This is a genomic window from Natrinema zhouii (assembly GCF_013456555.2).
GTDB lineage: Archaea > Halobacteriota > Halobacteria > Halobacteriales > Natrialbaceae > Natrinema > Natrinema zhouii.
The window spans coordinates 764,536-787,362 of sequence record NZ_CP059154.1 but is presented as its reverse complement, the minus strand read 5'-3'; the positions used below and the strand labels follow the sequence as shown (position 1 = coordinate 787,362).

At 60.4% G+C, this 22,827-nt stretch carries 20 protein-coding genes; 14 read left to right on the top strand and 6 right to left on the bottom strand.

Features of this window, described 5'->3' with window-relative positions:
• The first annotated feature begins 341 nt into the window (after positions 1 to 341).
• Entirely contained in the window at positions 342 to 1,490 is a 1,149-nt protein-coding gene (locus tag HYG81_RS22505; RefSeq protein ID WP_180841926.1) for a M24 family metallopeptidase, read from the top strand.
• 705 nt (positions 1,491 to 2,195) lie between these two features.
• Here the strand turns inward: HYG81_RS22505 and HYG81_RS22500 are convergent.
• Positions 2,196 to 3,350 (bottom strand): iron transporter, encoded by a 1,155-nt coding sequence (locus HYG81_RS22500; RefSeq protein WP_180841925.1) that lies wholly within the window; start codon positions 3,348 to 3,350, stop codon positions 2,196 to 2,198.
• Positions 3,351 to 3,503: 153 nt separating this feature from the next.
• On the opposite strand from HYG81_RS22500, the gene HYG81_RS22495 reads away from it, so the two are divergent.
• The 6 genes from HYG81_RS22495 (at position 3,504) to HYG81_RS22470 (ending at position 10,895) form a co-directional block, all read left to right on the top strand.
• On the top strand, positions 3,504 to 4,304 hold the full coding sequence (locus HYG81_RS22495; protein ID WP_180841924.1) for an SCO family protein: 801 nt from the start codon (positions 3,504 to 3,506) through the stop codon (positions 4,302 to 4,304).
• A gap of 2 nt (positions 4,305 to 4,306) precedes the next feature.
• The gene (locus tag HYG81_RS22490) at positions 4,307 to 4,876 is read left to right on the top strand and encodes a TlpA family protein disulfide reductase (RefSeq protein WP_180841923.1); all 570 of its coding nucleotides are present in this window, start codon (positions 4,307 to 4,309) and stop codon (positions 4,874 to 4,876) included.
• A gap of 2 nt (positions 4,877 to 4,878) precedes the next feature.
• A complete protein-coding gene (locus tag HYG81_RS22485) occupies positions 4,879 to 5,574 on the top strand; it encodes a cytochrome c biogenesis CcdA family protein (RefSeq protein WP_180841922.1) in 696 nt (231 codons plus the stop codon).
• A gap of 375 nt (positions 5,575 to 5,949) precedes the next feature.
• A complete protein-coding gene (locus HYG81_RS22480; protein WP_180841921.1) occupies positions 5,950 to 6,372 on the top strand; it encodes a universal stress protein in 423 nt (140 codons plus the stop codon).
• 197 nt (positions 6,373 to 6,569) lie between these two features.
• Entirely contained in the window at positions 6,570 to 9,884 is a 3,315-nt protein-coding gene (locus tag HYG81_RS22475) for a bacterio-opsin activator domain-containing protein (protein ID WP_180841920.1), read from the top strand.
• Between the two features lie 237 nt (positions 9,885 to 10,121).
• On the top strand, positions 10,122 to 10,895 hold the full coding sequence (locus HYG81_RS22470; RefSeq protein WP_180841919.1) for a helix-turn-helix domain-containing protein: 774 nt from the start codon (positions 10,122 to 10,124) through the stop codon (positions 10,893 to 10,895).
• A 268-nt stretch (positions 10,896 to 11,163) separates the two neighbouring features.
• Here the strand turns inward: HYG81_RS22470 and HYG81_RS22465 are convergent, their stop codons facing one another.
• Positions 11,164 to 11,358, bottom strand: coding sequence for a DUF5786 family protein (locus HYG81_RS22465; protein WP_180841918.1), 195 nt, complete (start codon positions 11,356 to 11,358; stop codon positions 11,164 to 11,166).
• Positions 11,359 to 11,976: 618 nt separating this feature from the next.
• Between HYG81_RS22465 and glmS the strand changes: the two genes are divergently transcribed.
• On the top strand, positions 11,977 to 13,788 hold the full coding sequence (gene glmS / locus HYG81_RS22460) for a glutamine--fructose-6-phosphate transaminase (isomerizing) (RefSeq protein ID WP_180841917.1): 1,812 nt from the start codon (positions 11,977 to 11,979) through the stop codon (positions 13,786 to 13,788).
• Between the two features lie 1,003 nt (positions 13,789 to 14,791).
• Positions 14,792 to 14,998, top strand: coding sequence for a DUF7563 family protein (locus tag HYG81_RS22455; protein ID WP_180841916.1), 207 nt, complete (start codon positions 14,792 to 14,794; stop codon positions 14,996 to 14,998).
• Positions 14,999 to 15,084: 86 nt separating this feature from the next.
• Here the strand turns inward: HYG81_RS22455 and glmM are convergent, their stop codons facing one another.
• Positions 15,085 to 16,410, bottom strand: coding sequence for a phosphoglucosamine mutase (gene glmM, locus HYG81_RS22450; protein ID WP_180841915.1), 1,326 nt, complete (start codon positions 16,408 to 16,410; stop codon positions 15,085 to 15,087).
• A gap of 421 nt (positions 16,411 to 16,831) precedes the next feature.
• Between glmM and HYG81_RS22445 the strand changes: the two genes are divergently transcribed.
• Positions 16,832 to 17,158, top strand: coding sequence for a MarR family transcriptional regulator (locus tag HYG81_RS22445; RefSeq protein WP_180841914.1), 327 nt, complete (start codon positions 16,832 to 16,834; stop codon positions 17,156 to 17,158).
• A gap of 51 nt (positions 17,159 to 17,209) precedes the next feature.
• Positions 17,210 to 18,004, top strand: a complete 795-nt coding sequence (locus HYG81_RS22440; RefSeq protein ID WP_180841913.1) for a TrmB family transcriptional regulator — start codon at positions 17,210 to 17,212, stop codon at positions 18,002 to 18,004.
• Positions 18,005 to 18,086: 82 nt separating this feature from the next.
• Here the strand turns inward: HYG81_RS22440 and HYG81_RS22435 are convergent, their stop codons facing one another.
• On the bottom strand, positions 18,087 to 18,599 hold the full coding sequence (locus tag HYG81_RS22435; protein WP_180841912.1) for an SHOCT domain-containing protein: 513 nt from the start codon (positions 18,597 to 18,599) through the stop codon (positions 18,087 to 18,089).
• 218 nt (positions 18,600 to 18,817) lie between these two features.
• Here HYG81_RS22435 and HYG81_RS46060 point away from each other — a divergent pair, with 218 nt between their 5' ends.
• The 3 genes from HYG81_RS46060 (at position 18,818) to HYG81_RS22425 (ending at position 20,298) form a co-directional block, all read left to right on the top strand.
• Positions 18,818 to 19,051 (top strand): DUF8011 family protein, encoded by a 234-nt coding sequence (locus HYG81_RS46060; protein ID WP_486641981.1) that lies wholly within the window; start codon positions 18,818 to 18,820, stop codon positions 19,049 to 19,051.
• 163 nt (positions 19,052 to 19,214) lie between these two features.
• Positions 19,215 to 19,883: a helix-turn-helix domain-containing protein gene (locus tag HYG81_RS22430; protein WP_180841911.1), complete on the top strand. Its 669-nt coding sequence runs from the start codon at positions 19,215 to 19,217 to the stop codon at positions 19,881 to 19,883.
• A 76-nt stretch (positions 19,884 to 19,959) separates the two neighbouring features.
• Positions 19,960 to 20,298, top strand: coding sequence for a DUF7344 domain-containing protein (locus HYG81_RS22425; RefSeq protein WP_180841910.1), 339 nt, complete (start codon positions 19,960 to 19,962; stop codon positions 20,296 to 20,298).
• Between the two features lie 672 nt (positions 20,299 to 20,970).
• On the opposite strand, the gene HYG81_RS22420 is transcribed toward HYG81_RS22425, so the two are convergent.
• Positions 20,971 to 21,399, bottom strand: a complete 429-nt coding sequence (locus HYG81_RS22420) for a response regulator (protein ID WP_180841909.1) — start codon at positions 21,397 to 21,399, stop codon at positions 20,971 to 20,973.
• Between the two features lie 320 nt (positions 21,400 to 21,719).
• A complete protein-coding gene (locus HYG81_RS22415) occupies positions 21,720 to 22,196 on the bottom strand; it encodes an Lrp/AsnC family transcriptional regulator (RefSeq protein ID WP_180841908.1) in 477 nt (158 codons plus the stop codon).
• Between the last annotated feature and the right edge of the window lie 631 nt (positions 22,197 to 22,827).

Below are 22,827 nucleotides of genomic sequence, written 5' to 3'. Positions count from 1 at the left end.
AATCGCGTCCGGCCGACTGTCCGCTCGAGGAAACAGTCACCGCTCGGAACTGACGCGTTCGAAGACAGCCGTATGCTCAAACTGACCAACCGAAACGCGGTGGCGCGCGCTGTCGGCCGCCCGAACGACAGTGAGGGCGGGCGCCGATGCCGTGCGAGGGATGAGCGAGGGAAGAATGACCGAGCGAATCGGCTGGGGAGGGCGTGGCGATTCCCTGCTGCCACGATAGCAGAATACAGTACGCTCTTCCACTGTGAGTAGTCATTCAGTCCTTTCAATTATACTACCCACTCCACCCCGGCAACCAAACGTTGATTCCTCACTCAAGCGAACTCCACTCCATGAAATCACCGTTCGAACACCGGATCGCGGCCTGTCAAGAGCGACTCGAGGAGGGAGAGGCCGACCTGACAGTCTGCTTCCCGAGCCCGAACCTGACCTATCTGACCGGATTCGAGGAATCGCCGTCCGAACGGCACCTGTTGCTGTTCGTTCCCGCGCGCGGCGATCCCACACTCGTCGCGCCAGCGATGTACGAGGCCGAGCTCTCTGACCTGCCAATCGCGGACCTGCAACTGCAGTTGTGGACCGATTCGGACGACCCGCTCGAGGCCGTTGAGAACGCTCTGGCGACCGATTCGCTCGGCGGGCCAGACCCGGAGACCGTCCTCGTCGACGACCGGATGTGGACGACGTTCACGCAGGACCTCCGCAAACTGCTCCCCGACGCGGAGTTCGGGCTCGCGAGTACCGTCCTCGAGCCGTTGCGGATCCGCAAGGACGACGTCGAACTCGAGGCGCTCCGTCGGGCCGGCGAACTCGCGGATCGCGTCTCGCTCGAGATTCGCGAGCGCGGGGACGACCTGATCGGGACGACCGAAGCCGAACTGGCGACCGAAATTGATCACCTGCTCGCGGCGGAAGGCGGCGAGGAACCGGCCTTCGAGACGATTGTCGCCAGCGGCCCGAACGGGGCTCGCCCGCACCACCACGGCGACTCGCGGGCGATCGAGGCTGGCGACCCCATCGTCCTCGATTTCGGCGCATTCGTCGCGGCCGATCTCGAGGCGGGGACCGGCCGGTATCCGGGCGATCAGACCCGAACGATCGTCGTCGGCGAACCGCCCGCAGCGTACGAGTGCGTCCACGAGACCGTCAGGGAGGCACAGCGAGCCGCGATCGATGCCGTCGAGCCGGGCGTCACCGCCGAATCGATCGACCGCGCCGCTCGTTCGGTCATCGAGACGGCCGGCTACGGCGACGCATTCGTCCACCGAACCGGCCACGGCGTCGGCCTCGAGGTGCACGAACCGCCCTACATCGCCGCGGGAAACGACCGCGAACTCGAGCCCGGCATGGTATTCAGCGTCGAACCGGGCATCTACCTCGAGGGCGAGTTCGGCGTTCGGCTCGAGGATCTCGTCGTGGTGACCGAGGATGGTGCCGAGCGGTTGAACGACACGCCGCGCGGCTGGGAGACCGGCCGGTGAGTCGAAACGGCGAGCCGCTGCGAGCAAACGCTGAGGACAGGGCGGCGACTACGACGTCGAAACCGTCCGTCGAGAACCCAAATGCGAATCGCCGTCAGCCACGTCGTTTCAGTTGTGTCAGATACGTCGTTTCACCTGTGCCAGACGCGCCATTCAGTAGTAGTATAGCTCGAGTTCGTGACCGCAGTTTCGGCACTGAGTCTCCTTTCCGAGTAAGCGATTTGAGTCTCTCTCCGAGTGGATTCCCGGGCCCGGTGGGATGGATGCGGCGATCGTCGCATCACATGCCGGACAACCGATGTCCATCGCTGCGTGACCTGTCCGAGACATACGTCGGACGTAGTCGATGATCCACGATAGTTATCATAACCGTAAGGAACTACCAGTATCCGGTCCGGATCGATCGAGTGCGGTACGAACGAATTTATGGACTGAAACATAGCCCCCGCACGAACGGTTTTCGACGGTGGACCGGCTCTCACTTCGACAGTCGACCGACTCTCGCCGTTGTTCCGTCCGAAAGCCGTGGTTTCCACGCTGAAATCGACAACCCATCCGGAGACTGTCGCACCGAGTGGCTCCGCCTCGAGCAATTCGAGACAGTAGTGAACGATCGAATGAACGATATATTGAACTGTCTCATAAACTGTCTCAAACCGTTTCAGCCCTCGAACCGACACCGTCCGTCTCAGCCACCGAAGCAGCTCAGACCGTATAGGTCAGGTCGTCGAAGTCGAAAAACGCCGTTTCGTACCCGTCGTGGCGGGACACTTGCGGCGGCGAGTCGACGGAAATCGTTACGCGGTCGCCGGACGCGAGGTCGTCGACCGCGACCCCGTAGTGGTGGCCGATCTCGTGATCGAGCGTTTCCGCGGGGCCCTCCGAGCGGACCGAGCCGTTGCCGTCGACGGACGCCGACAGGGACGTAAACGGGAGGACGATGCCGTTGTACGGCGTTCTGGGACTGATCGCCAGATAGGTACCGCCATCAGTGAATCGCTCGGCGTCGGAGACGAGTGCGACGAACGTCGCGTCACCGCTTTGCTGGGGCTCGAGGACCTCGCCGGGAAGCTCCTCGATCGCCACGCCCTGTCCCATCGGCGGTTGCCCGGCCCCGTCGCCGTGTCCGCCGTTACCGTCTCCCACATCACCGTTGTGCCCACCGTCGCCGCCGTGATCCCCGTGGTCCATCAGCGGTAACGCCTCGCGGCTCCCCCGTCGCTCCTCGTCGATCGTCGTGAACGAGAGGTCGTGAAGATCCGACCGCGCGTACTCGAAGTCGATCTCGAGCGAGCCCGAGGACTCGAACCGCCCCTCGAACGCGCCGATTCGCTCGATCCCGCTGAGGGGGCTGACAGTGATCCGAACGGTGTACTCGCCTTCCCCGGGGAGCTGGACGTTATCGCCGTAGTGAAACCCCATCCGCTGGGAGATCATGGGCCACGGCGATGACGTGCCGGCGTCGACCGGGTCGCCGTCCTGTGAAATCTCGAAGCGCATGTTCGCCGGAAGGACGGTATGTGTCTCGCGATCCCAGACGGTGGCCATGAGGTGGAGACTGTCGTCGGTGTCGACCTCGACGAGCGATTTTTCCTCGGAGGTGGATTCGACGATCCAGAACCGATGGGGGAAAGTGTAGGAGAGCGCGGCCGCGTAGTCGCCGTCGGTCGCTGTTCCGTAGGTCCCCATCTCCTCGCGCGACGCCGGGAGATAGACCGCGTCGGGTCGGTTCTCGACGAGCGGCGGGTTCGCCCAGGCGGACTCCTCGTTGAACCCGAGTCGCTCGAGACAGCCGGCGAGTCCAGCGGTTCCGACGGCACTGATCGCGACTGTTCCACGGAGGAAACCCCGGCGCTTCATTGGATGAGGGTTGGGTATCAGCGATAAAACGCCTGTTGGTTCGCCGATCGAACGGTCGGAGCCGATCGTCGGTGTATCGGAAACCGAACCGACGGGACTGTCTTCGGCGACCGAACCAATGAACCTTTGATTACGGGTTCCGTCGAACTAGACATGCAACGGCGGACATACCTCGGCTCGCTCGGGACAGTGGGGATCACGAGCGTTGCCGGCTGTCTCGGTGATCTACTCGGCGGTGACTCTAACCCGGATACCATACTCGAGCCACCGGAAGAGGAGGCACAACACGCGGATTTCGAGTATCCGTCGTACGGCGACGAATTCCCGTCGTTTTCGCTCACCGACCCGCTCACGGAGGAAACCGTCTCCCGCGACGATTTCGTGGACGAACGCCCCTTTGTGATGACGTACTTTTACGCGTCCTGTCCGGACGGCATGTGCGATCAGCTCATGCAGCACTTCCGTCGAATACAGGAAGACGCCGTCGAGAGCGGCTACGAAGACGACGTCGGATTGCTTGCGATGACGTTCGATCCCGAGCGCGACACGGCCGACGTCCTTCGGACGTATAGCACGGAACGGGGAATCGAACCCGACACGGGGCACTGGCATTACCTCCGCCCCGAGGACAACGAGGCGGCCAAAACGGTTCTCAACGAGACGTTCAAACTCCCGCTTCGGCAAGAGGGGGCGGCGTCGAACAACGAATCGGCGAACGAAACCGCATCGAACACCGAGTCCGGGAACGAAACCGCATCGAACAACGAATCCGGGAACGAATCGGCTGATACCGACGATCTCGAGTACACGTTTACGCACTCCGCTCACGTCCAACTCGTCAACGAACGCGGAATCGTCGAGCGCGCGTATCCCCGGGCGCACAACCAGCGCGAGGCGGTCAACACCGAGGTAATAGTCGAAGACACGAGAACGGTCGTGGGGGTGGACGAGTAGCGATGCGTCGCCGTGAGGTCCTCGCCGGCCTCGGAAGCGCAGGTGTCGTCGCCGGTGCCGGTGCCGTCGCAGCGTTCGGCGTCCCCTCGTTCAACGATGACTCCGACGGGTCGTCCGGACTCGTCGGCCGACAGCACGATCCCTACGAGATCGAGACGGCTGACGCGCCGGGAAGCGAAGCCGGCACCGTCACCGTCCCCGCGCCGGATCGACCGACGTTCATCGACTTCTTCGCGACATGGTGTGATCCCTGCATCAAACAGATGGACGCACTCGCCACGACCCACGAGCGAGTCGGCGACGACGTCGTCTTCCTCTCCGTCACGAGCGAACCAGTCGGCGAGTCGATTACCAGCGAGGAACTCGCCGAGTGGTGGGACGAAAACGACGGTAACTGGACGATCGGTCTCGATCCGACCTCGGAGCTCACCAGCCGATACTGGGGATCGCCATATCCGTCCGCCGTGGCGATCGACGCCTCGGGGACCGTTCGGTGGCACGATTCCGGGATCAAAACCGCCGACGAACTCGTCGCGGGAATCGAACGCGCGCTCGAGAGCGGGGCCGAGTGAGGATGGTCGACGCGACGAACACCACCTCGATCGTGTTCGCGCTGTCGACCGGTATCGCGACGTTCTTCTCCCCGTGTGCGTACCCGCTCCTACCGGGGTACGTGGGTTTTTACGTGAGTCAGACCGACGGCGAGCGCGCGTCGCTCGGCGGGGCACTGAGCCGCGGGCTGCTCGCCGGCGTCGGCGTCCTCGTCACCTTCACCGCCCTGCTCGGGGCGACGTTCTGGGTCGGCCAGTCGACGCTGTCGTCGATCAAGTGGTTCGAAGGCATCGCCGGCCTCGTCCTGATCGGCTTCGGCGTATTGATCGTCGTCGACCGCGCGCCGTCGCTCTCGATCCCGCTCCCGAAGCGCCGCTCGAGCACGCTCGGCTTCGGGGTCTTCGGCGTCGGCTACGCGCTGGCGTCGGCCGGTTGTGTCGCGCCGCTGTTCATCAGCGTCGTCACCCGTGCGCTCTCGCTGTCGACGGCCGATGCGCTGGTCCTGCTCGGGACCTACGTCGGTACCGTCGTGGTGCTCATGGTTTCGTTGACCGTCGCGACGGGGATGGGGCTCGTCGCCGGTGCCGGTCGGTTCGCGGCCTACTCCGGCGTGCTCAAACGGATCGCGGGAGTGGTGATGATCGTCGCCGGGATCGGCCAACTGTATCTCGCGATCGTTATTTTCGACCTGCATCACGCTATTTTCGGCCTGTTCTGACTGCAGTCACTCGTAGTGCGATCGCCGTGGTCGTCCTGGGGCTCAGACCGGAATTCGATGGTCCGGTCGTGGCGGCCGGCTCCCATATGAAATGAGACTAATCGTTGGTAATCCAAACTAACCGAGTCGGCTCTTTATCCCCGGTCACGTGAAGAGAAGAGCGTGAGCCGATATCGGTGTCCCAACTGTCTCGAGGAGTCAGGAGAAGTGGCGGATCGATCGGTGACCGACGCCGGCCTGAAACGCCGCTTCGAGTGTCAGAGTTGTGGGCACGTCTGGGAAGTCATATTTTAATATAACCCGTTTGACTGATACCCGGCAGGCAACGGCAGGTCAGGGATGTATCCGGCCATCGCTCGAATGGATGGGTAACCGATGTATCAGGAGTTACTCGTTGCAACGGATGGAAGCGACGCGGCCCGTCGGGCGACCGACCAGGCGATCGAACTCGCGAGTCAACTCGATGCGAGACTACACGTGCTGTCCGTTTCGGAGGATGGCCCGCAGGCGGTAGAGAAAACGGATCAGCTCCGGAGCGAGCCGGAAGAGGAGGCCGCCGCAGCCGCCACAGAGGCCGAAGAGGCGGCATCGCGCAAGGGTGTCGACGTGACGACGGACATCCGCCACGGCGTTCCGCAAGAGCAGGTCGTCGACTTCGCGGAGACGAATCCGACTGATATGATTATCGTCGGGACGGCGGGCCGGTCCGGGCTCGATCACCTGATTTCGGGCAGCGTCGCGGAGGAGATCGTCCGGAACGCACCGGTCCCGGTCCTCACGGTTCGGGAGCAGTCCTAGCGTCCCGCAGCGCCGGTGGATAGTCCACCGCTATCCCCGCTACGCGCGGGTACGAGATCCATAATTATCTCGCAAGAGAGCGACCCGACCGCTATCGTGCCCGCTCGCGTTCTCGTTCGCACGCGAATCGGTCCGGCCAGAGCGCGCCGACCGCGAGCGCTCTCGAGCCCGCCAGTTCGACTCGAGGTGACCACGGAGTGAGCGACACTGCAACGACAGCCGTCGGCGACGTCCCCTGCGTACTGGTCGTCGGCGACGCCGACGCTGCCGACGATGCGATGGAAACACTCGCCGCACGATTCGAGGGCGCGTCACTACTCAGGGAGCGAACGCTCGAGGGGGCTCGCGAGCGACTCGCCGACCGCGAGGTACACTGTCTCGTCTGCCCGTTCAGCCCGGCCACCGACGGACGATCGGGATCGGCCGACTCGTTGCTCGAGCGGCTCGCTGCCGGCTCCGACGAGCGGCCGATCGTAGCCGTCACCGATAGTGAGGACGCCGACCACGCGCTCGCGGCGGGAGCGAGCGACGTCGTCGATCGCGACGAGTCGCCGACGGTGCTGACCGCTCGCGTCAGAAACGCAGCCGAGCGAGCCCGACTCCGGCTGGCCGCGGCGGACTCCGATCGACGCCACTGGTCGATCCTCGAGAGCGCCGCCGCGGTCGTCTGGGTGCTCGACGCCGACGGCGACATCGAGTACGCGACGCCGGCGGTCGAGTCCCGGATGGGGTTCACGCCGGCCGAACTCGAGCGGACGGCGATACGCCGGCTCGTTCATCCGGACGATCGAGAGACCGTTCTCGAGACGCTCGCGACCGTGACCGACGCGCCGGTCGGGACGACCGACCGCGTTAGCCCGCGGCTCGGCCATGCTGACGGCACGTGGCACGTTTCGGAACTGACCCTCACGAACCGCCTCGCGGATCCGACCGTCGAGGGCGTCGTCGTCACCCGAACCGGGGGAAGATCCGCAGCCGATTCGACAGTCCCCGATGGGATTCGTAGAGGCGTCGACCGGCTCGAGGACGCGTTTTTCACCCTCGGTCCGCGAGACGAACTCCGCTACGCCAACGATGCCGCGATAGCGCTGTTCACCGATGTCGATACTGAAGCCAGTACCGACGCAGCGACCGGTCCCGACACGGTGACCGATACCGACCCGGGAATCGACCCAGACACTGACGAGCACTCGAGCGACCACCCCCGCCTGATCGGAGCCGTCGTCTGGGACCTCCTTCCGGACGAACTCAGCGAGGCGCTCTACGACCGCGTTCGCGCGGCCGAGACGACGGGGTCGGCCGAGACGGTCAGAACGACCCTCCCCTCGATCGAGGGACGACTCGCCGTAACCGTTCACCCCGGCGACGACGGCGTCTCGGTCCATGCGCGGGAACGGCCCGCCGATGCTACGGCCTCGTCGGACCGGGACCGCCTCGCCCTCCTCGAGTCCGTCGTCGACGCGCTGGACGACGGCATCGCCGTCCTCGAGGGGACGACGATTCGACTGGTAAACTCAGCGCTGCTCGAGCTCGCCGATGCGGACGCGCTCGTCGGCCGGGAACTCGAGGACGTGTTCGCAGCCGACCTCGCGGCGACGGTTCGGGAGCGGGCTCGGTCACCGGTCATCCGATGGATGGAGCCGGTTTCGGGGATGCTCGCGACCGACGCGGCCCCGCCGGTCGAGGTCTTCGTCGCGCCGCTGACGGATCCCGACCGGACGCTCTGTGTCGTCCGCGACAGGCGCGGCTCTCGAGGGGCTGCCCTGTCGTCGATCCGGCGGACGCTCGATACGCTCCGTCGGGCCGAGACGGCGTCGGCCGTTCGAAACGCTGCCACGGATGCCGTCCGGGAGTTTGCCGCCGCTGACGTGGCCGTCTGGTATCGCGCCGACGATGACTGGCTTCGCCCGGCAACGGTTGCGATGGCGGACCACATCGGCGACCACCGCTCGATCGAACTGCCGCCGATCGATCCCGACGGAAGTCCACTGGCCGACACCCTCGAGAACAGGGAAACAGTTACTGACCCCGAAAGCGAGGGGGTGACGGTGTACGAGCGCGCGGAACTCGAGGACTTCCTCGCCCGCGCTGGGCTCCGGGCCGAGCGAGTGCTGGCCGCCCCGATTGCGGACCGAGGCATCGTCCTCGCGACCGGGATGGATCCCATGACGTTCGACGGAAGCGATTCGGACCCGATCGAAGCGGTGTCGGACGCCGCGTCGGTCGCGCTCGAGTCACTCGAGAACGCCGACGATCTTCGAGCGTGTCAGCACGACCGAGCCCGCCTCGAAACCGTCCTCGAACGAATGGAACGGGTCTGGGACGCGGGTCAGTCGCTGCTGGCAGCCGACACGCGCGAGGCGGTCGAACGGCGGCTCTGCGAGGCGATCGTGTCGCTGGCCCCGCTCGAGTCTGGCGGGAGCATCGAACTCGCGTGGGTCGGTCACGCTGACGACGGTCGCAAGCGGGTCGTCCCATCGACGTGGGCCGGCCGCGACGGCGAGTTTCTCGAGTCGACGACCGTTCCCCTAGCAACGGACGCCGACGCGCCGACGGGAGTCGCGGCCGCAACACGCGAGCTGACCGTCCTCGACGACCTCTCGATCGATGGGAGCGAGCACGCGACCGAGAGCCAGTCGTGGCGACGCCAGTTGCTCGAGCGGGGATTTCGGTCCGCGCTCAGCGTGACGCTCACCGTTGACGGGGTCCGGCATGGCACGCTGACCGCGTACGCGGACCGGCCGTCGGCGTTCGACGAGCGCACCCGTCGCGTCTGCCACCACCTCGCGTCGATCGCCGGTGCGGTGATCGCAGCGATCGAGACGAAACGCGCGTTGCTCGCCGATCGGATCACCGAACTCGAGGTCGTCCTCCGGAACGATGCCGAAGCCCTGTCGTCGGTCGCCCGCGGGATCGGTCGGCGACTCGACGTGCAAGCGATCGTCCCGCGGTCGTCGGGCGGATCGACGGTGTTCTGTACGGTCGACGGGGGCGATGCGGACGCGATTCACGAGACGGTCGGGGCGCTCGCAGCGGTCGACGCGGTTTCGATCGTCGACCGCGGTAGCGGCGGCACCGCCCTCGAGATCGGTCTGCGGGAACCCACCATCGCGCGAACGATCGCGGACCACGGTGGCATCCTCCGGTCGGTCACGCCGGTCGACGATCGCTGCCGGCTCGTGATCGAACTCGGTGAGCCGGTCGACGTCCGCTCGTTTCTCGGGCTCCTCGAGCGGACCTATCCCGGAACGGAGTTGGTCGCTCGCCGGAAACGCGATCGATCACACCGCCCAGTACGCCCGTTCGACGAGTTGCGTGAGCGGCTCTCGGAGCGCCAGCGGCGAACGCTGGAGGCGGCCTACTACAGCGGTTTTTTCGAGTGGCCGCGCGAGCATACCGGAGAGGAGGTGGCCGAATCGCTCGGAATCTCCCAGCCGACGTTCAGTCGCCATCTCCGGCTGGCCCAGCGGAAACTGTTCGCACTGTTGTTCGATGAGTTCGAGTCCGACTAGGTCGTATTGCCCGGTCTCGTCACCGGTATTTCGTTCTTACGTCGACCCGTCCGACTCAGTAATACTATATTTCCCGTCCCATCGGAACTGATCACCCAGCATACAGATGAATATAGATTGAGTGACGACCCATCCCCGTTTCCGTATATAGCGGCCACGATCATGCCGCCGGCATCTAATGCAGTATTCAATGAGTGCCTTCGAGGTAAGACGTAATTACGACGGTCATCTCTCCGGATGGCGGATGAACTCGTGAGCATCGATATCGCTGACGCCGAGGAGGGCATCGAGGGAGTCACTGACACCGACGAGAGTCTCGAATCGGTCGCCGACGCGAACGAGGGCCGATCGAGCGTTCGATCGGAGGCCGACGGCGGGATCGTCGCCCAGCTTCGACTCGACCACCCGAACCTGTTCTTGCGACCGACGATTCGACACGCGCCGGCCGTCACTGTCGAACCCGACTACTGGACCAGCGTCGAGCCGGGTCGGACGCTCGTGTTCGTCACCGTCTACGGTACCGCGTTCGACGATTTCGAAACCGGCCTCGAGACGGATCCGACTATCACCGATCCCGTTCTCGTCGACCGCTACCCCGACAGACGAGTCTACCGTGTCACGCGTACCGACCGTGCGACAACGTTCACCGCCGCGATCACCGGCGTCGGTGGCCGCCTGCTCGAACTCTCGAGTTCTCGAGACGGCTGGCAGGTCCAGCTTCGGTTCGCCGATCGAGATCGACTCGTCGCGTTCAACGACTACTGTCGCGACCGCGGAATCTCAGTCACCGTCGATCATCTGCGCGTCTCCGACGACGGGGACGAGGGTGTCGTTGCGCTGACGCCGAAACAACAGAAATTGCTTACCGTCGCCTACGAAGAAGGTTACTTCGATGTCCCGCGTGGCATCTCCCAGGACGAACTCGCGGATCGACTCGACGTCTCGAAGTCGGCCGTCTCCCAGCGGCTGCGACGGGCGATCGGCGAACTCTGTTCCGCAACGCTCTCCTGAACGACGGATCCGGGTCTCCCGGCGGCAAGCCGTCGCGTATCCCCTGTTCGACCAATCCGATGGCTATAGTCGTCACTGAAAGTCAATGCACGCCTGATCCCATGATAGCGGTGCGATCAGCGTGTGAATCGTTTCAGTGACTACTAGAGCGCGATAGTTGTGAGAAAAATCGAATCAGTGACCGGACCGATAGTGGTCGACGACGCGCGAGCGGGTAGTGTCGATTGAGTACGGCCAGACTCGTCTCGACCCCGCTACGTTCGGGCGGTTACTCGTCGGATTCGTCGTCGGACTCGTCCGCCTTCATCGAACCCAGCTGGGAGACGAGTTCGTCCGTCGAGACATCGGACTCGAACGACATCTCGCCCTTGTGTTCGTGTTCATGGACGTTGACGGCTTCTACGTCCTCGTCGTCCGTGGTCTGCTCCTGTTGTTCGGATTCATCGTAGCTACCAAAACCCATACGCATACCATCCGGCCCACCACAAAAGGTGTGACGGTTCCATCGGCCGTCCCGGTTGGCGCTCCACGAACGAACTGGCTGGATCAACGGTCGCGTCACGCACTATTTTGACGACCGAGCGGTGCTGTGTGAAGCGTTGGGAACCCCAGCCGACTGTTTCCCGGTCCTACTCCAGTTGGGTCACCGCTACTGCTCATTCGACGCCCCATACTCGAGCGATGATTCCCTGTACGTCAGGCGTACTTTTCAAGCCGCTGTAATAGGTCGCACGTTTTTCGGTGAGAGAACCCCGTAAACCGACAGTTTGTATTCGATATCAGATCTCGATTCCGTCCAACTGCGGGACCGGCGTTCGCCGCAGTTCGCAGTCACCGCCGGAGTACCCTCTCTCTACGGGGTTCAGTAGTCCGTCTATAGTAATGGGTTCAGGAGGTTTGAATTCCTCTCATGGCAGCGTACCGTTCGTCGTCTCGATCAGTTGCTGCAAGTCAGCAGTCCTCCACGATACTTCTACGGCCGTGTTCGGGGGCAGAGAGACCGATGCATCGTCGACAAAAACTGACCTCGTGTCCGGGCCACACGAGCAGTCCAATTCACCCGACGGGTGGTGAATAGCGGATGTGTGGGATCATCGGTCGCGTCGGGGACGGCAACGCCCTCGAGCCGCTCCTGACCGGACTGGAGAACCTCGAGTATCGGGGCTACGACTCGGCCGGCGTCGCCGTCCAGAACGGCTCCGGCATCAACGTCCAGAAACGCTCCGGGAAGGTCGAGGAGTTGAAGGAATCGATCGGCGAACCCCTCAAGGGTGAGGTCGGAATCGGACACACCCGGTGGAGTACGCACGGACCGCCGACCGACGCGAACGCCCACCCCCACACGGACGAGAGCGAGGACGTCGCGGTCGTCCACAACGGGATCATCGAGAACTACGTCGAACTCAGAGAGCGATTGGCAGCGAGCGGCTACGAGTTCACGAGCGACACCGACACCGAAGTCATCCCCCATCTCATCCAGTACTACCTCGACGCCGGCTTCGACAGCGAGACGGCGTTCCGGCGGGCGATCGACGAACTCGAGGGGAGCTACGCCGTGACCGCGATGGTCACCGGCGAGCACGTCCTCTACGCGGCCCGACAGGGCTCGCCGCTCGTCGTGGGTATGGAAGACGGCGAGTACTTCCTCGCGAGTGACGTCCCGGCGTTCCTCGAGTACACCGATAGCGTGGTCTACCTCGAGGACGGCGACGTCGTCGTCGTCGACGAGGACGGCGTCGAGTTCACCGACCTTGAGGGGAACCCGATCGTGCGCACGTCCGAGACGGTCGAATGGGATCCCGAACAGGCCGGCAAGGGCGAGTACGATCACTTCATGCTCAAGGAGATCAACGAACAGCCGACGTCGCTGGCCCAGGCGATCGAGGGCCGGATCGACCCCGTGAACGGTCGGATCGCGCTCTCCGATTTCGAACCGGGAACGTTCGACGACGTCGACAGCGTCCAGTTCGTCGCCTGCGGGACCTCCTACCACGCCGCGCTGTACGGGTCGCTCGCGCTGAATCAGGCCGGGGTCCACTCGACCGCGTTACTGGCCAACGAGTACAGCGTCTCCGCGCCGCCGGTCGACGAGAACACGCTCGTCATCGCGGTCACCCAGAGCGGCGAGACGGCCGACACCCTGAGCGCGCTCAAGCAGGCCGCGGCCGAAGGCGCGCGAACGCTCACCGTAACCAACGTCGTCGGTTCGACGGCCGCGCGGGCGGCCGACGACACGCTCTTCATCCGCGCCGGCCCGGAGATTGGCGTCGCCGCGACGAAGACGTTCTCCTCGCAGGCGGTCATGCTCACGTTGCTGGGCCAGCGTATCGCCGATGACGTGCAGGGCGAACCGCCGGCCGATCTCGAGACCCTCCTCCCGGAACTCGAGTCGATGCCGAGTACGATCGACCAACTGCTCGAGTACTCGAACGCGGCGTCGATCGCCGAACAGTACAGCGAGAGCCGGTCGTACTTCTTCATCGGCCGCGGGCTCGGCTTCCCCGTGGCGCTCGAGGGGGCCCTGAAGTTCAAGGAGATTACCTACGAGCACGCCGAGGGCTTCGCCTCCGGCGAGCTGAAACACGGCCCGCTGGCGCTGGTGACGCCCGAGACGCCGGTGTTCGCGATCTTTACCGGCCAGGAAGACGAGAAGACGCTGAAAAACGCCGAGGAAGCACAGACCCGCGGTGCACCCGTCGTCGCGGTCTGCCCCGACGGCCATCCCGCCGTCGAGGTGGCGGACGAACACCTGACGATTCCCGACACCGATTCCGACCTGGCGGGGCTGGTCGCGAACGTCCAGCTGCAGCTCGTCTCCTACTACGCCGCCGACCTCCTCGGTCGACCGATCGACAAACCGCGAAACCTCGCCAAGAGCGTTACCGTCGAGTAACCGTTCACACCCGACACTCACGCGTGTCCGGACTCCGACTCACACGCAACTGACGCCGTTGGTGCGATACGTTCTTCTCCACCTCGTATACTTCGAGAACAAACATACAGTCCAGTCGAATCGCTACCCTCGTGTATCGATCTGTATCATTCGAACGGTGATCAGTCGCAGTCGCACGTCGATCCGTCGCACTCGAGCGTCCGTTTCGAGAGAGCGCTCCCGCTCGGCCAAGAACAGTACACAGTCGACTCCGATCGATCGGAGCCGGGTCTCGAGGCCGCAGGACGCGAAACCACCCCCGTAGTCTCGAATCCACACGGCATCGGTGGTGACGACCCGTACTCGAACGATATCGGAATCGAACGTGGAGGGTCATTGTGGCGATCGAGTCACGATGACAACGTCACCGATTTCGTGGGTATCAACCCATACCCTCCAAGTAGTCTAGGAGTTCGACACTGTATAAAGGGTGCACCTGATAGATCTGGGTGACCGGCGTAATTGACCGCGCTCGATCGCGACGGAGAGACGACATCTCGTCGCTACTACCCTACTGAGTCAGTATCGAGGCTCCCCGTTCGCCATGGAAGGTACTCTTCCACCAAGCGAACGGGGTGCAGGAAGCACAAGATAACCGTGAATAAATGTAACAAAGATGTCACGCCGACTGACTCGAGCGGCAGGCCGACTCATCGGTCAGATTTCTTACTATATATCCGAGCTTTCAATTTTTGCTATAAAGATTCGGATTGAACGGGACTCGAGTGACCGATATCCCGATCCGGTTCCACTCTCGAGGAGGACGACCGCTGAGCGAGTAAACCGGGGTGAAACATTGTATTTCGATCCGGTAATATCGTATTTCTCACGAATGTGGGCCTGATACGTTCGATATCCGAATAGTGTTGTTCGAGTGCTAGTACTCTCCCACGGCTCGAACAGCCGGTTGTTGCGCCCATTATGCGGTCTATAGTAAATACCGTTCTGTGGTTACAGGTTGTTGATGTCGACGGACCCATCCGCAAACTGGACGCCAATGACGTCCGGCCAGCAAACGACCGCCCCCCGATGTGTCAACTGTGGCAACCAGGTAACCCGACAGTTTTCTCGCGTCTTCGGCGATAATCGCGACGTCGTCCACGCCTGCCCCGACTGTGCGACGTACCGCGAGATGAAGACTTCCGATTTTATCCCGGAAGAAGCCAGATAACCCGGTCGTAACTGCCGTCCGTCTCGAGCCGTCGATCCGCGTGGACTGTCCGCAGGCGGATCGACTCGATCAGTTGTCCGACGCCGTCACCCACTCGTCGAGACGGCCTCGGTGACTACCGCCTGCGCATCCTCGAACAGCGCCTCGGCATCGGCTGCCGACCGCGCTTCCGCCGTGACACGGATCAACGGCTGTGTCCCACTGGCGCGAAGCAGGAACCAGCCGTCTGCGGTCTCGACTCGAACGCCGTCGAGCGTATCGATCTCGTCGTATCGCTCGCTCACCGCCTCGCTGACGTCGGCCATCACCGCCGCCTTCGCTTCCACCTCGATCGACGTTCGCCGGATCGGGTAGCCCTCGATTCCGGCGACCAGTTCGGAAAGCGCCCCCAGCTCGGCGACCAGTTCCACCAGTTTGCATGCCGCGAGCGGGCCATCCGGACACAGCGTTTCCTCGGGCCAGATCCACGCACCGCTCGGCTCGCCACCGAAGACCACATCGGCTTCCGTCGTCCGTTCTGCAACGTACACGTCACCGACCTGCGTCCGGGTTAGCGACGCACCGACATCGGCCAGCGCGTCGTCGACGGCGAGACTCGTGTCGACGGGGGCGGCAACCCGGTCGCCCGAGCCCGCCGCCTCTCGAGCAAACAGGGCCAACAACGCGTCCTTCGGGACGAAGGTCCCCGTCTCGTCGATGGCCACCATCCGATCAGCGTCGCCGTCGTGAGCGACTCCCAGCTCGGCGTCCGTTTCCGCGACGAGCGTCGATAGCGTCTCGAGGGTTTCTGCTGTCGGCTCACTCGGTCGCCCGGGGAAGGAGCCGTCCTCCTGTCCGTTGAGGGTCCGGACCTGGCAGCCCAGCCCGTCGAGTACCGCCGCCGTTACGCCGCCGGCACCGTTCCCGATATCGACGACGATGCTCGGCGCACGCTCGAGGTCGACTGCCGCCCGAAGCGCGTGGGCGTGGTGGTCACGAACGCCCTCGCGATGGTATCGATCGCCGACGCCGTCCCACGCGGCGAGTTCGTAGTCGTCCTCGCGGACCCGCCGTTCGATGGCCGCGCGCTGGTCGGGGCCGAAGGCCTTCCCTGACGGGTTCCAGAGCTTAAACCCATTGTCAGTTTCCGGGTTGTGCGAGGCCGTTACCACGACCCCGGCGTCGGCCTCGAGGCCCTCGACAGCCCGGGCAATCGTCGGGGTCGCTTCGACGCCGACCGTGACGACGTCGGCGCCGCACTCGCGCAGCCCCGCGTTGACCGCCTCGACGAGCATCGAGCCACTCTCTCGAACGTCGCGACCGACGAGGACTCGCTCGTATCCCTCCGAGGCGATTGCGCGGCCGACCGAAAGCGCCACCGCTGCCGTCACCTCGTCGCCCACCCGCCCGCGAATGCCGCTGGTTCCAAACATACTGCCCTCTGAGGCGGGCGACTGCCTTACTATGCACGGGTTACTCCCGTCCATGCCGCTCTCCGATGTCGGTTCCGCGGTGGCCCTGCCGTCACCGTAAGCGGCCCCGGCAGTCGTCGCGGGACTACACGAGTGGGGGACGAGCGCAACTGCACGGTCGTTAGTTCCTCCCTGTAATTTTGAACTGTCAGTGCCGTATATGTGAGCGACGCCGGTAGGCTCGAGTGAGAATGAGACAACCCGCATCCCGCCGATGCAGTCGGCTGATCGACGGACGTGGTAGCCAACCGACTGCCGCGCCTGGTATTCGGCTGGCTACCCCACGGCTCACCCGACTGCCCGCCACACCCCGTCCCGATCGGACCGGCCCCGGTGGACGGTCTTTTGAACTGTCGCGTGGCGACCCTCTCGATCGAGACACATGAGTGCAACCGACTCGGAGCAGGAGGCCGACGGGGCCACCGAAGCCGACGACCGATCGGCCGAAACTGCCGAAACCATCGAGGGCGACGAGAACGAGGAGCCAGCGGCCGATCGCACGCTCGCCGACCTCCCGCCTAGTGCGAAACTCGTCTACAAGGTCCTCGAGTACGAAGGACCGATGACCCAGGAGCGGATCGCCGCCGAATCCCGACTCTGTCCTCGGACCGTCCGCTACGCGCTCGGGAAACTCGAGGACGGGGGGATCGTGACCAGCCGTGTCTGTCTCGAGGACGCTCGCCAGTCCACGTATCGGATCGGCGAGTGACTGATGACGAGTTTTCCAGTGTATTAACCGTCTAAAGGCCCTTGGTGGATCATGTCCAACGAAGAAGCTGCTGTCACGGCGCTGGAGGAGTTAGGCGTAACCGAGTACGAAGCGAGGTGTTTCGTGGCGCTCACCCGCATTGCACAGGGAACTGCGAAGGACATCAGTCAGGTTTCCGATGTCCCTCGATCGAGGGTCTATGATACAGTCGATCGACTCCATCGGCGTGGACTCGTGGATATACAGCAATCTGATCCGCGGGAGTTTCGAGCGATTTCGAAAGAGGAAGCATTTGAGACGCTGCGCCGGGACTACAACGACAGCATTGCGGCCGCAGATGCGGCCTTAGACCAAGTTGAGTCGGCCACGACTCAGGAGGATAAGGGAGTCTGGGCGATCGCGAACGCCGAGCACGTGACCGACCGGCTCGTTGAACTTATCGACAACGCAGACGACCACGTTCATTTCATCGTCGCCGATGAGACGATGCTCGATCAGGCCGCTCTTGACCGATTGGCGGCGGCCAGTGACCGTGGTGTCGCAGTTATCGTAGAAGTAGCGTCTAGCGACGTGCAAACCCGTGTTCAGCAGGCGATTCAAGATGCGACCGTCGTGGTGACGGAGAGTTTGCAAGAGTCGCGGAAGGTCGTAGAGAAGTGGCCGGGCCAGTTGGTACTGGTGGACAAGCAGGCAATCCTTGTGAGCGGTGTTGCGGACCGTGAACTTCCAGGTGTTGAAGAAGAAACTGCAATGTGGAGCCACGGACGTGACCATGGCTTTGCCGCGTGGATGCCGGAACTACTCGAAGACAGAGTAGATGGGAGTCGCCAACAGAACGACGATTGAGACGGTCGCTGCTATCGTTCATTTCGAGTACTCGAGGAACGGCTCATCGCTCCGCTCAATTCGCACAGACGGGGGCGGTATCCTACTGCGACTGGTCTTCTATTTCCACGGCCGTTTCGTTTCCGGATCGTGAGTTCGAATCGGCGGAGGTATCGTCCATCAATTGCGCCAGCTCGCGTTCAAACGCTTCTTCGCTAATCTCGCCCGCGACGTACCGTTCTTTGAGCTGTCGTTTCCGGTCTTCAATCGTTGGTTCGACCCTTTCTGTGACATCGAATCGGCGGAGGAGCGGGTACTTCCGCTCGAGCCACGTGACGATAGAGACCAGTCGGTCATCACGAGGGAGTGACGCACTTCGCAGGACAGAGACAACAGCCGCAACGAGAAACACTACTGCAAACAGCCCGAGGGCGAGTCCGATCACGACCCACTCAGCGGCTTCCCCGAGCATCGCCAGTAGCACGAACTCTTCGCTGTACGACACGCCTTCGGCTAGCACCGACAGAGCGTCCAGGATTCCGACCAAACCAACACCGACCAGCAGAATACCGGTTATCACGAATCCACCAAAATACAGCCAGTGGCGGGAGACCATATTTCGAACGTCGGGGCGGGAAGATGTTAAACATGCGGAACTGTGGGGGTTCCGTCCGCACGCGTAGTTACCGGTCAGTACAGATGATTCATACAACGGAGGAGAGTACAACCACTACGTACTATGATGCGGCTAATTACAGAGAAGCTATATGAGTTGATCACATATACGTGATTAAAAGAATTTTCAGGAAACCTGAGGGATGGCGCACAGGGTTAATGTGGGTATCTATCGGTCTCTTGTTTCTCGGGTTATACGTCTTCTATCGTATTGTCAATCAAGGAGGGGCATCTCTGGCACTACACTTCGGCGCACTGTGGGTGATAATGGGGATTCCAGAACTTCTTCCGGAAGAACGTCAGAATCTGGCTGGAGGATTGCGAATTATAGGAATGGTATTTGCGGCATCATTGATTGTCTTCTATCTCTCTCAACTATCTGTCTTCCAATAGACGGAAGCTCAGGGGCGAATTCAAGTTCAATAAGCACACGTAGTTACTGATCAGTAGAGGTGAAGCACATACCGTTCAGTACAAGTATAGAAATCATCACCTATTTCTGGGACAGTATCACGTTCAGCCATGGTCTTATTCCGCGTGAGACTGAACTGGTCTTATGAGCATTATTGCAGAGTTTTCCGTTGACTCGGACGATTTCGCCCTCCATGAATCGTTGACTGCTGCACCAGGCATGATTGTTGAAATTGAACGTGTCGTCGCAACACTTGAGGACAAGGTTATGCCCTACTTCTGGGTCAGTGGTGGTGACAAGACGGAGTTCGAAGACGCATTACGCGATGACAATTCTGTACAGAATATTACTGCTATTGACGAGGTTGATGGTGGGAAATTATACCGGGCGGAATGGACTGAAAATATTGAGACAATTATCTATGCGTACGTCGAAATTGGGGCGACCATTCTCCAAGCGGTCGGGAGAAACGAGAATTGGGAACTACGAATGCGGTTCGATGATCAGGATAAGCTCTCACAATTTCAGGAGTATTGCTTTGAAAACGACATATCGTTTGAACTAAACTCTCTCAAAGAACAGGAACAACCAATGGCGAGTGCACAGTACGATCTAACGATAAAACAAAGAGAAACCCTTGTTACGGCACTCAAGGCGGGCTACTACAATATCCCGCAGGAGACGACGATGAGTGATCTGACAGATGAATTAGGAGTCTCTCAACAAGCCCTCTCGAAACGCTTCCACTCAGGTCATAAAAATCTCATTACAAGCACCTTGACCATCAGCCACCCAGACGACGAATCAGAATAGCGGCAGCCCGTTTCTACTTAAGTGAGTGGTCAGTACAACCCTCCACCCCATAGGAGTAAAGCGACTACAAGAGAGTATGAGTAACTTACAGCAAGCGCAGGAAAGCATCAATTCGATGTTTGAGGTATTCGCTCGCCATCGTCGTCGATATGCCCTCCGCGAGTTACGGCGGCACGCGAATCCGATGGAACTCGTCGATTTAGCTGATGAAATCGCTGTTCGAGAAAATGAAACACTAATTACTGACATCCCAGCTGACGAGGTGAAGCGGATCTATATGTCGCTCTCCCATACCCATATCCCAAAATTGGAAGAGGAAGATCTCGTTCTCTACGACCAAGAGCAAGATTCAGTCACGCTTGCAGAGCAGGCCAACCACATTGAACAACATCAGGATTTTCTCACAATCAATTGAATTATGAGTAAATCAACACGGGAAAAAGATGCTGCCAGATGCTGTGAGTGTGGTGCAGTCTATGCAGCGTGGATATTGCCTGACGACTCGATTCAACTCATTGGCCGAAAAGATGGCTGTCGATGTGGAGCATCAGCCTTCGAATTAGTAGACGCAGATTCCGATTGGGAGTAGAAACTATGACCTTCAACCTGCCAACAGAGTGCCCGATTTGTGAGGCAATATTAGCACCAGACCGTCCGCTTGAAAAGCACCTTGTCAAGAAGCATACCCATCGTGAAGTAGTCCATCACCTTGTGCCCCTACAGGGCCAAATCGCTCACTAAGAACCTCATCTAAAGTTCGTTTTTGCTCAGCTCGCAGCTGTAGTTGCCGAAAGCGCTGCGTCCGAGAACACAGACAGAGCCGGACAATCAATTGTGATTAGCGGTAAGTACAGGGCAAGGAGTTGCCGCTGCGGTCATGCCACAAGCACTGCACCCGCGAGCGACCACCGGGAGCGAGCAGCCTTTTTAGCGTAGATTTTTGCGCCGAGCAGTTCCGAGCGAAGTCGTTCGAAAGACGCAAAGCGTCTTTCGTGATGACGAGAGACCTCCGGTCTCTCGAACCACGAGGAATCCCGAGGCGGAAAAAGGTACGTATGCACACGTACTTACCGAATCTGTTTCGTTGCTATTTCACTGAGGGGAGTTGAGCAGTATTGATCCAAAATGCTTCAACAGCCGCGATAATTTTCTTTAGTTTGTCTGGACCGGCTGGTTTCTTGATGTGGGCATTCGCACTGAGAGTGTACGATTTTGTAATGTCTTCTGCTTCTTCAGACTCAGATAAAACGATAACGGGAGTTAATTTCAATTCTGACGTGTTTTTTATTTCTTCAAGGATTTTGTATCCCTCTATTTGTGGTAGATGTGGATTCAGTATCACGAAATCTGGGAACGGAGTATCTGAATGATCTCCACGCTGGTGGAGAACGTCAAGTGCATCATTCCCGGTATTAGCAATGTAGACGGTGTTGGGGTGGTCTGTCTTATTAAATAGGGTTTTGATGTATTGTGCGTCGTCGGGGTTAGAGTCAACGAGCAGGATATTGATGGTCATTAGGTTATTATAATATTCTTGATGTTTTTGTTAATGAAAACGTCCATCACTCTCGACAGGTACTTTACACTCGTGATATTGGAAAGAGAGTTGGCCAACACGCAATGCCTTGTCATCAAATAATTTGGCTAGCGCAGAAGTGACAACTTTAGTACTCAGTGATTCGTTGGAAGACTGGGGTCGGGGATGGCTCACTAAGTCTGTTAGGCCTATTTCCGACTTAACTGTGTTGTAATTATACATTCAGGGTTCGGTACATGTATCTTTGATTCTGGGATTCCCGGAAACAAAATAGACGTGTTGAATTTCTGGAGTGGTAATTAGTCGTCTATGAGATCAGAGCCAAAGTGATCGAATGGCCGTGTGTGCTGTTGTTTTACAACTTCTGACGTTTCGATTTCGAGTCCGAGGCCGTCCAACTCTTGAGTGGTCTTCTCGATCTCTCCCATATTTTGACTGATCGCTTCGACTCGAACATTGCGGGTTCCGGAGAGCATTTCTCGTACGTTGATGACGCCGTATACGTCAAGAGCTTCGTTTGCAAGTTCGGTCTGTGTGGCGACCGGGGCAGTGCAGACGAACAGAAGATGAAGTGTGAGATTGGCTTTTTCATAATTTATATCAGGATCATATCCTTTGATAACACCTTCTTCTTCCATATTTTGGATTCGGTTTCCTACTGTGCTAGCTGATACATCTACTACTTCTGCTATCTCTGCGGTCGTATTGTTGCGGGCATCTTTCTGGAGCAAGTGTACAATCCCTTTATCTACGTCATCAAGTTGGTATGAACTCATCCGTTCTACCAACCGGTGTGTTCCTTGAAGGCGACTTCCCCTGAATAGTTTAGAATCAAAATCGACACGGAGGTTATGCTATATGGTGGGATATCGCCTCTATTGAGGGTGCTTGCTACCCGTATCACTTTGAAGATATTTCGTGAACATGGTCATTGCACGGTCTACGGACGCTCAGTCGAAACTTTCACTCTCATCTACCTGGTCTTCTAATAACTCTGGCATCCACGCGGCGAAACCGTGGTTGCGTCCATGGCTTCACATGGCAGTCCCGTCGTTAACCCTTGGCAGTCTATTCTCTTCAATTCCGCTCATAAGGATTGATGGTCCGCCATCACCAACTGTCCTGGCCATTTGTTAATGACCTTTCTTAGCTCTTGTAAGCACCCCTGGACCACAATGTGGGCGTCTGGAACAGCCTGTTGAAATCGGTCTTGTAGTGGGTCTGATGGTGCTTCTACAAGGATTGTGACTCCGCGTTCGCTAGCTGCCGCCAACCGGCCAAGAGCAGCCTGTTCAAGCATTGTCTCATCGGCAATGATGAAATGGATGTAATCATCTGCATTACCGATGAGTTCTACGACCCTGTCGGTTACTTCAATAGCCTGTTTTAGGCTGATATGTCTGGGGC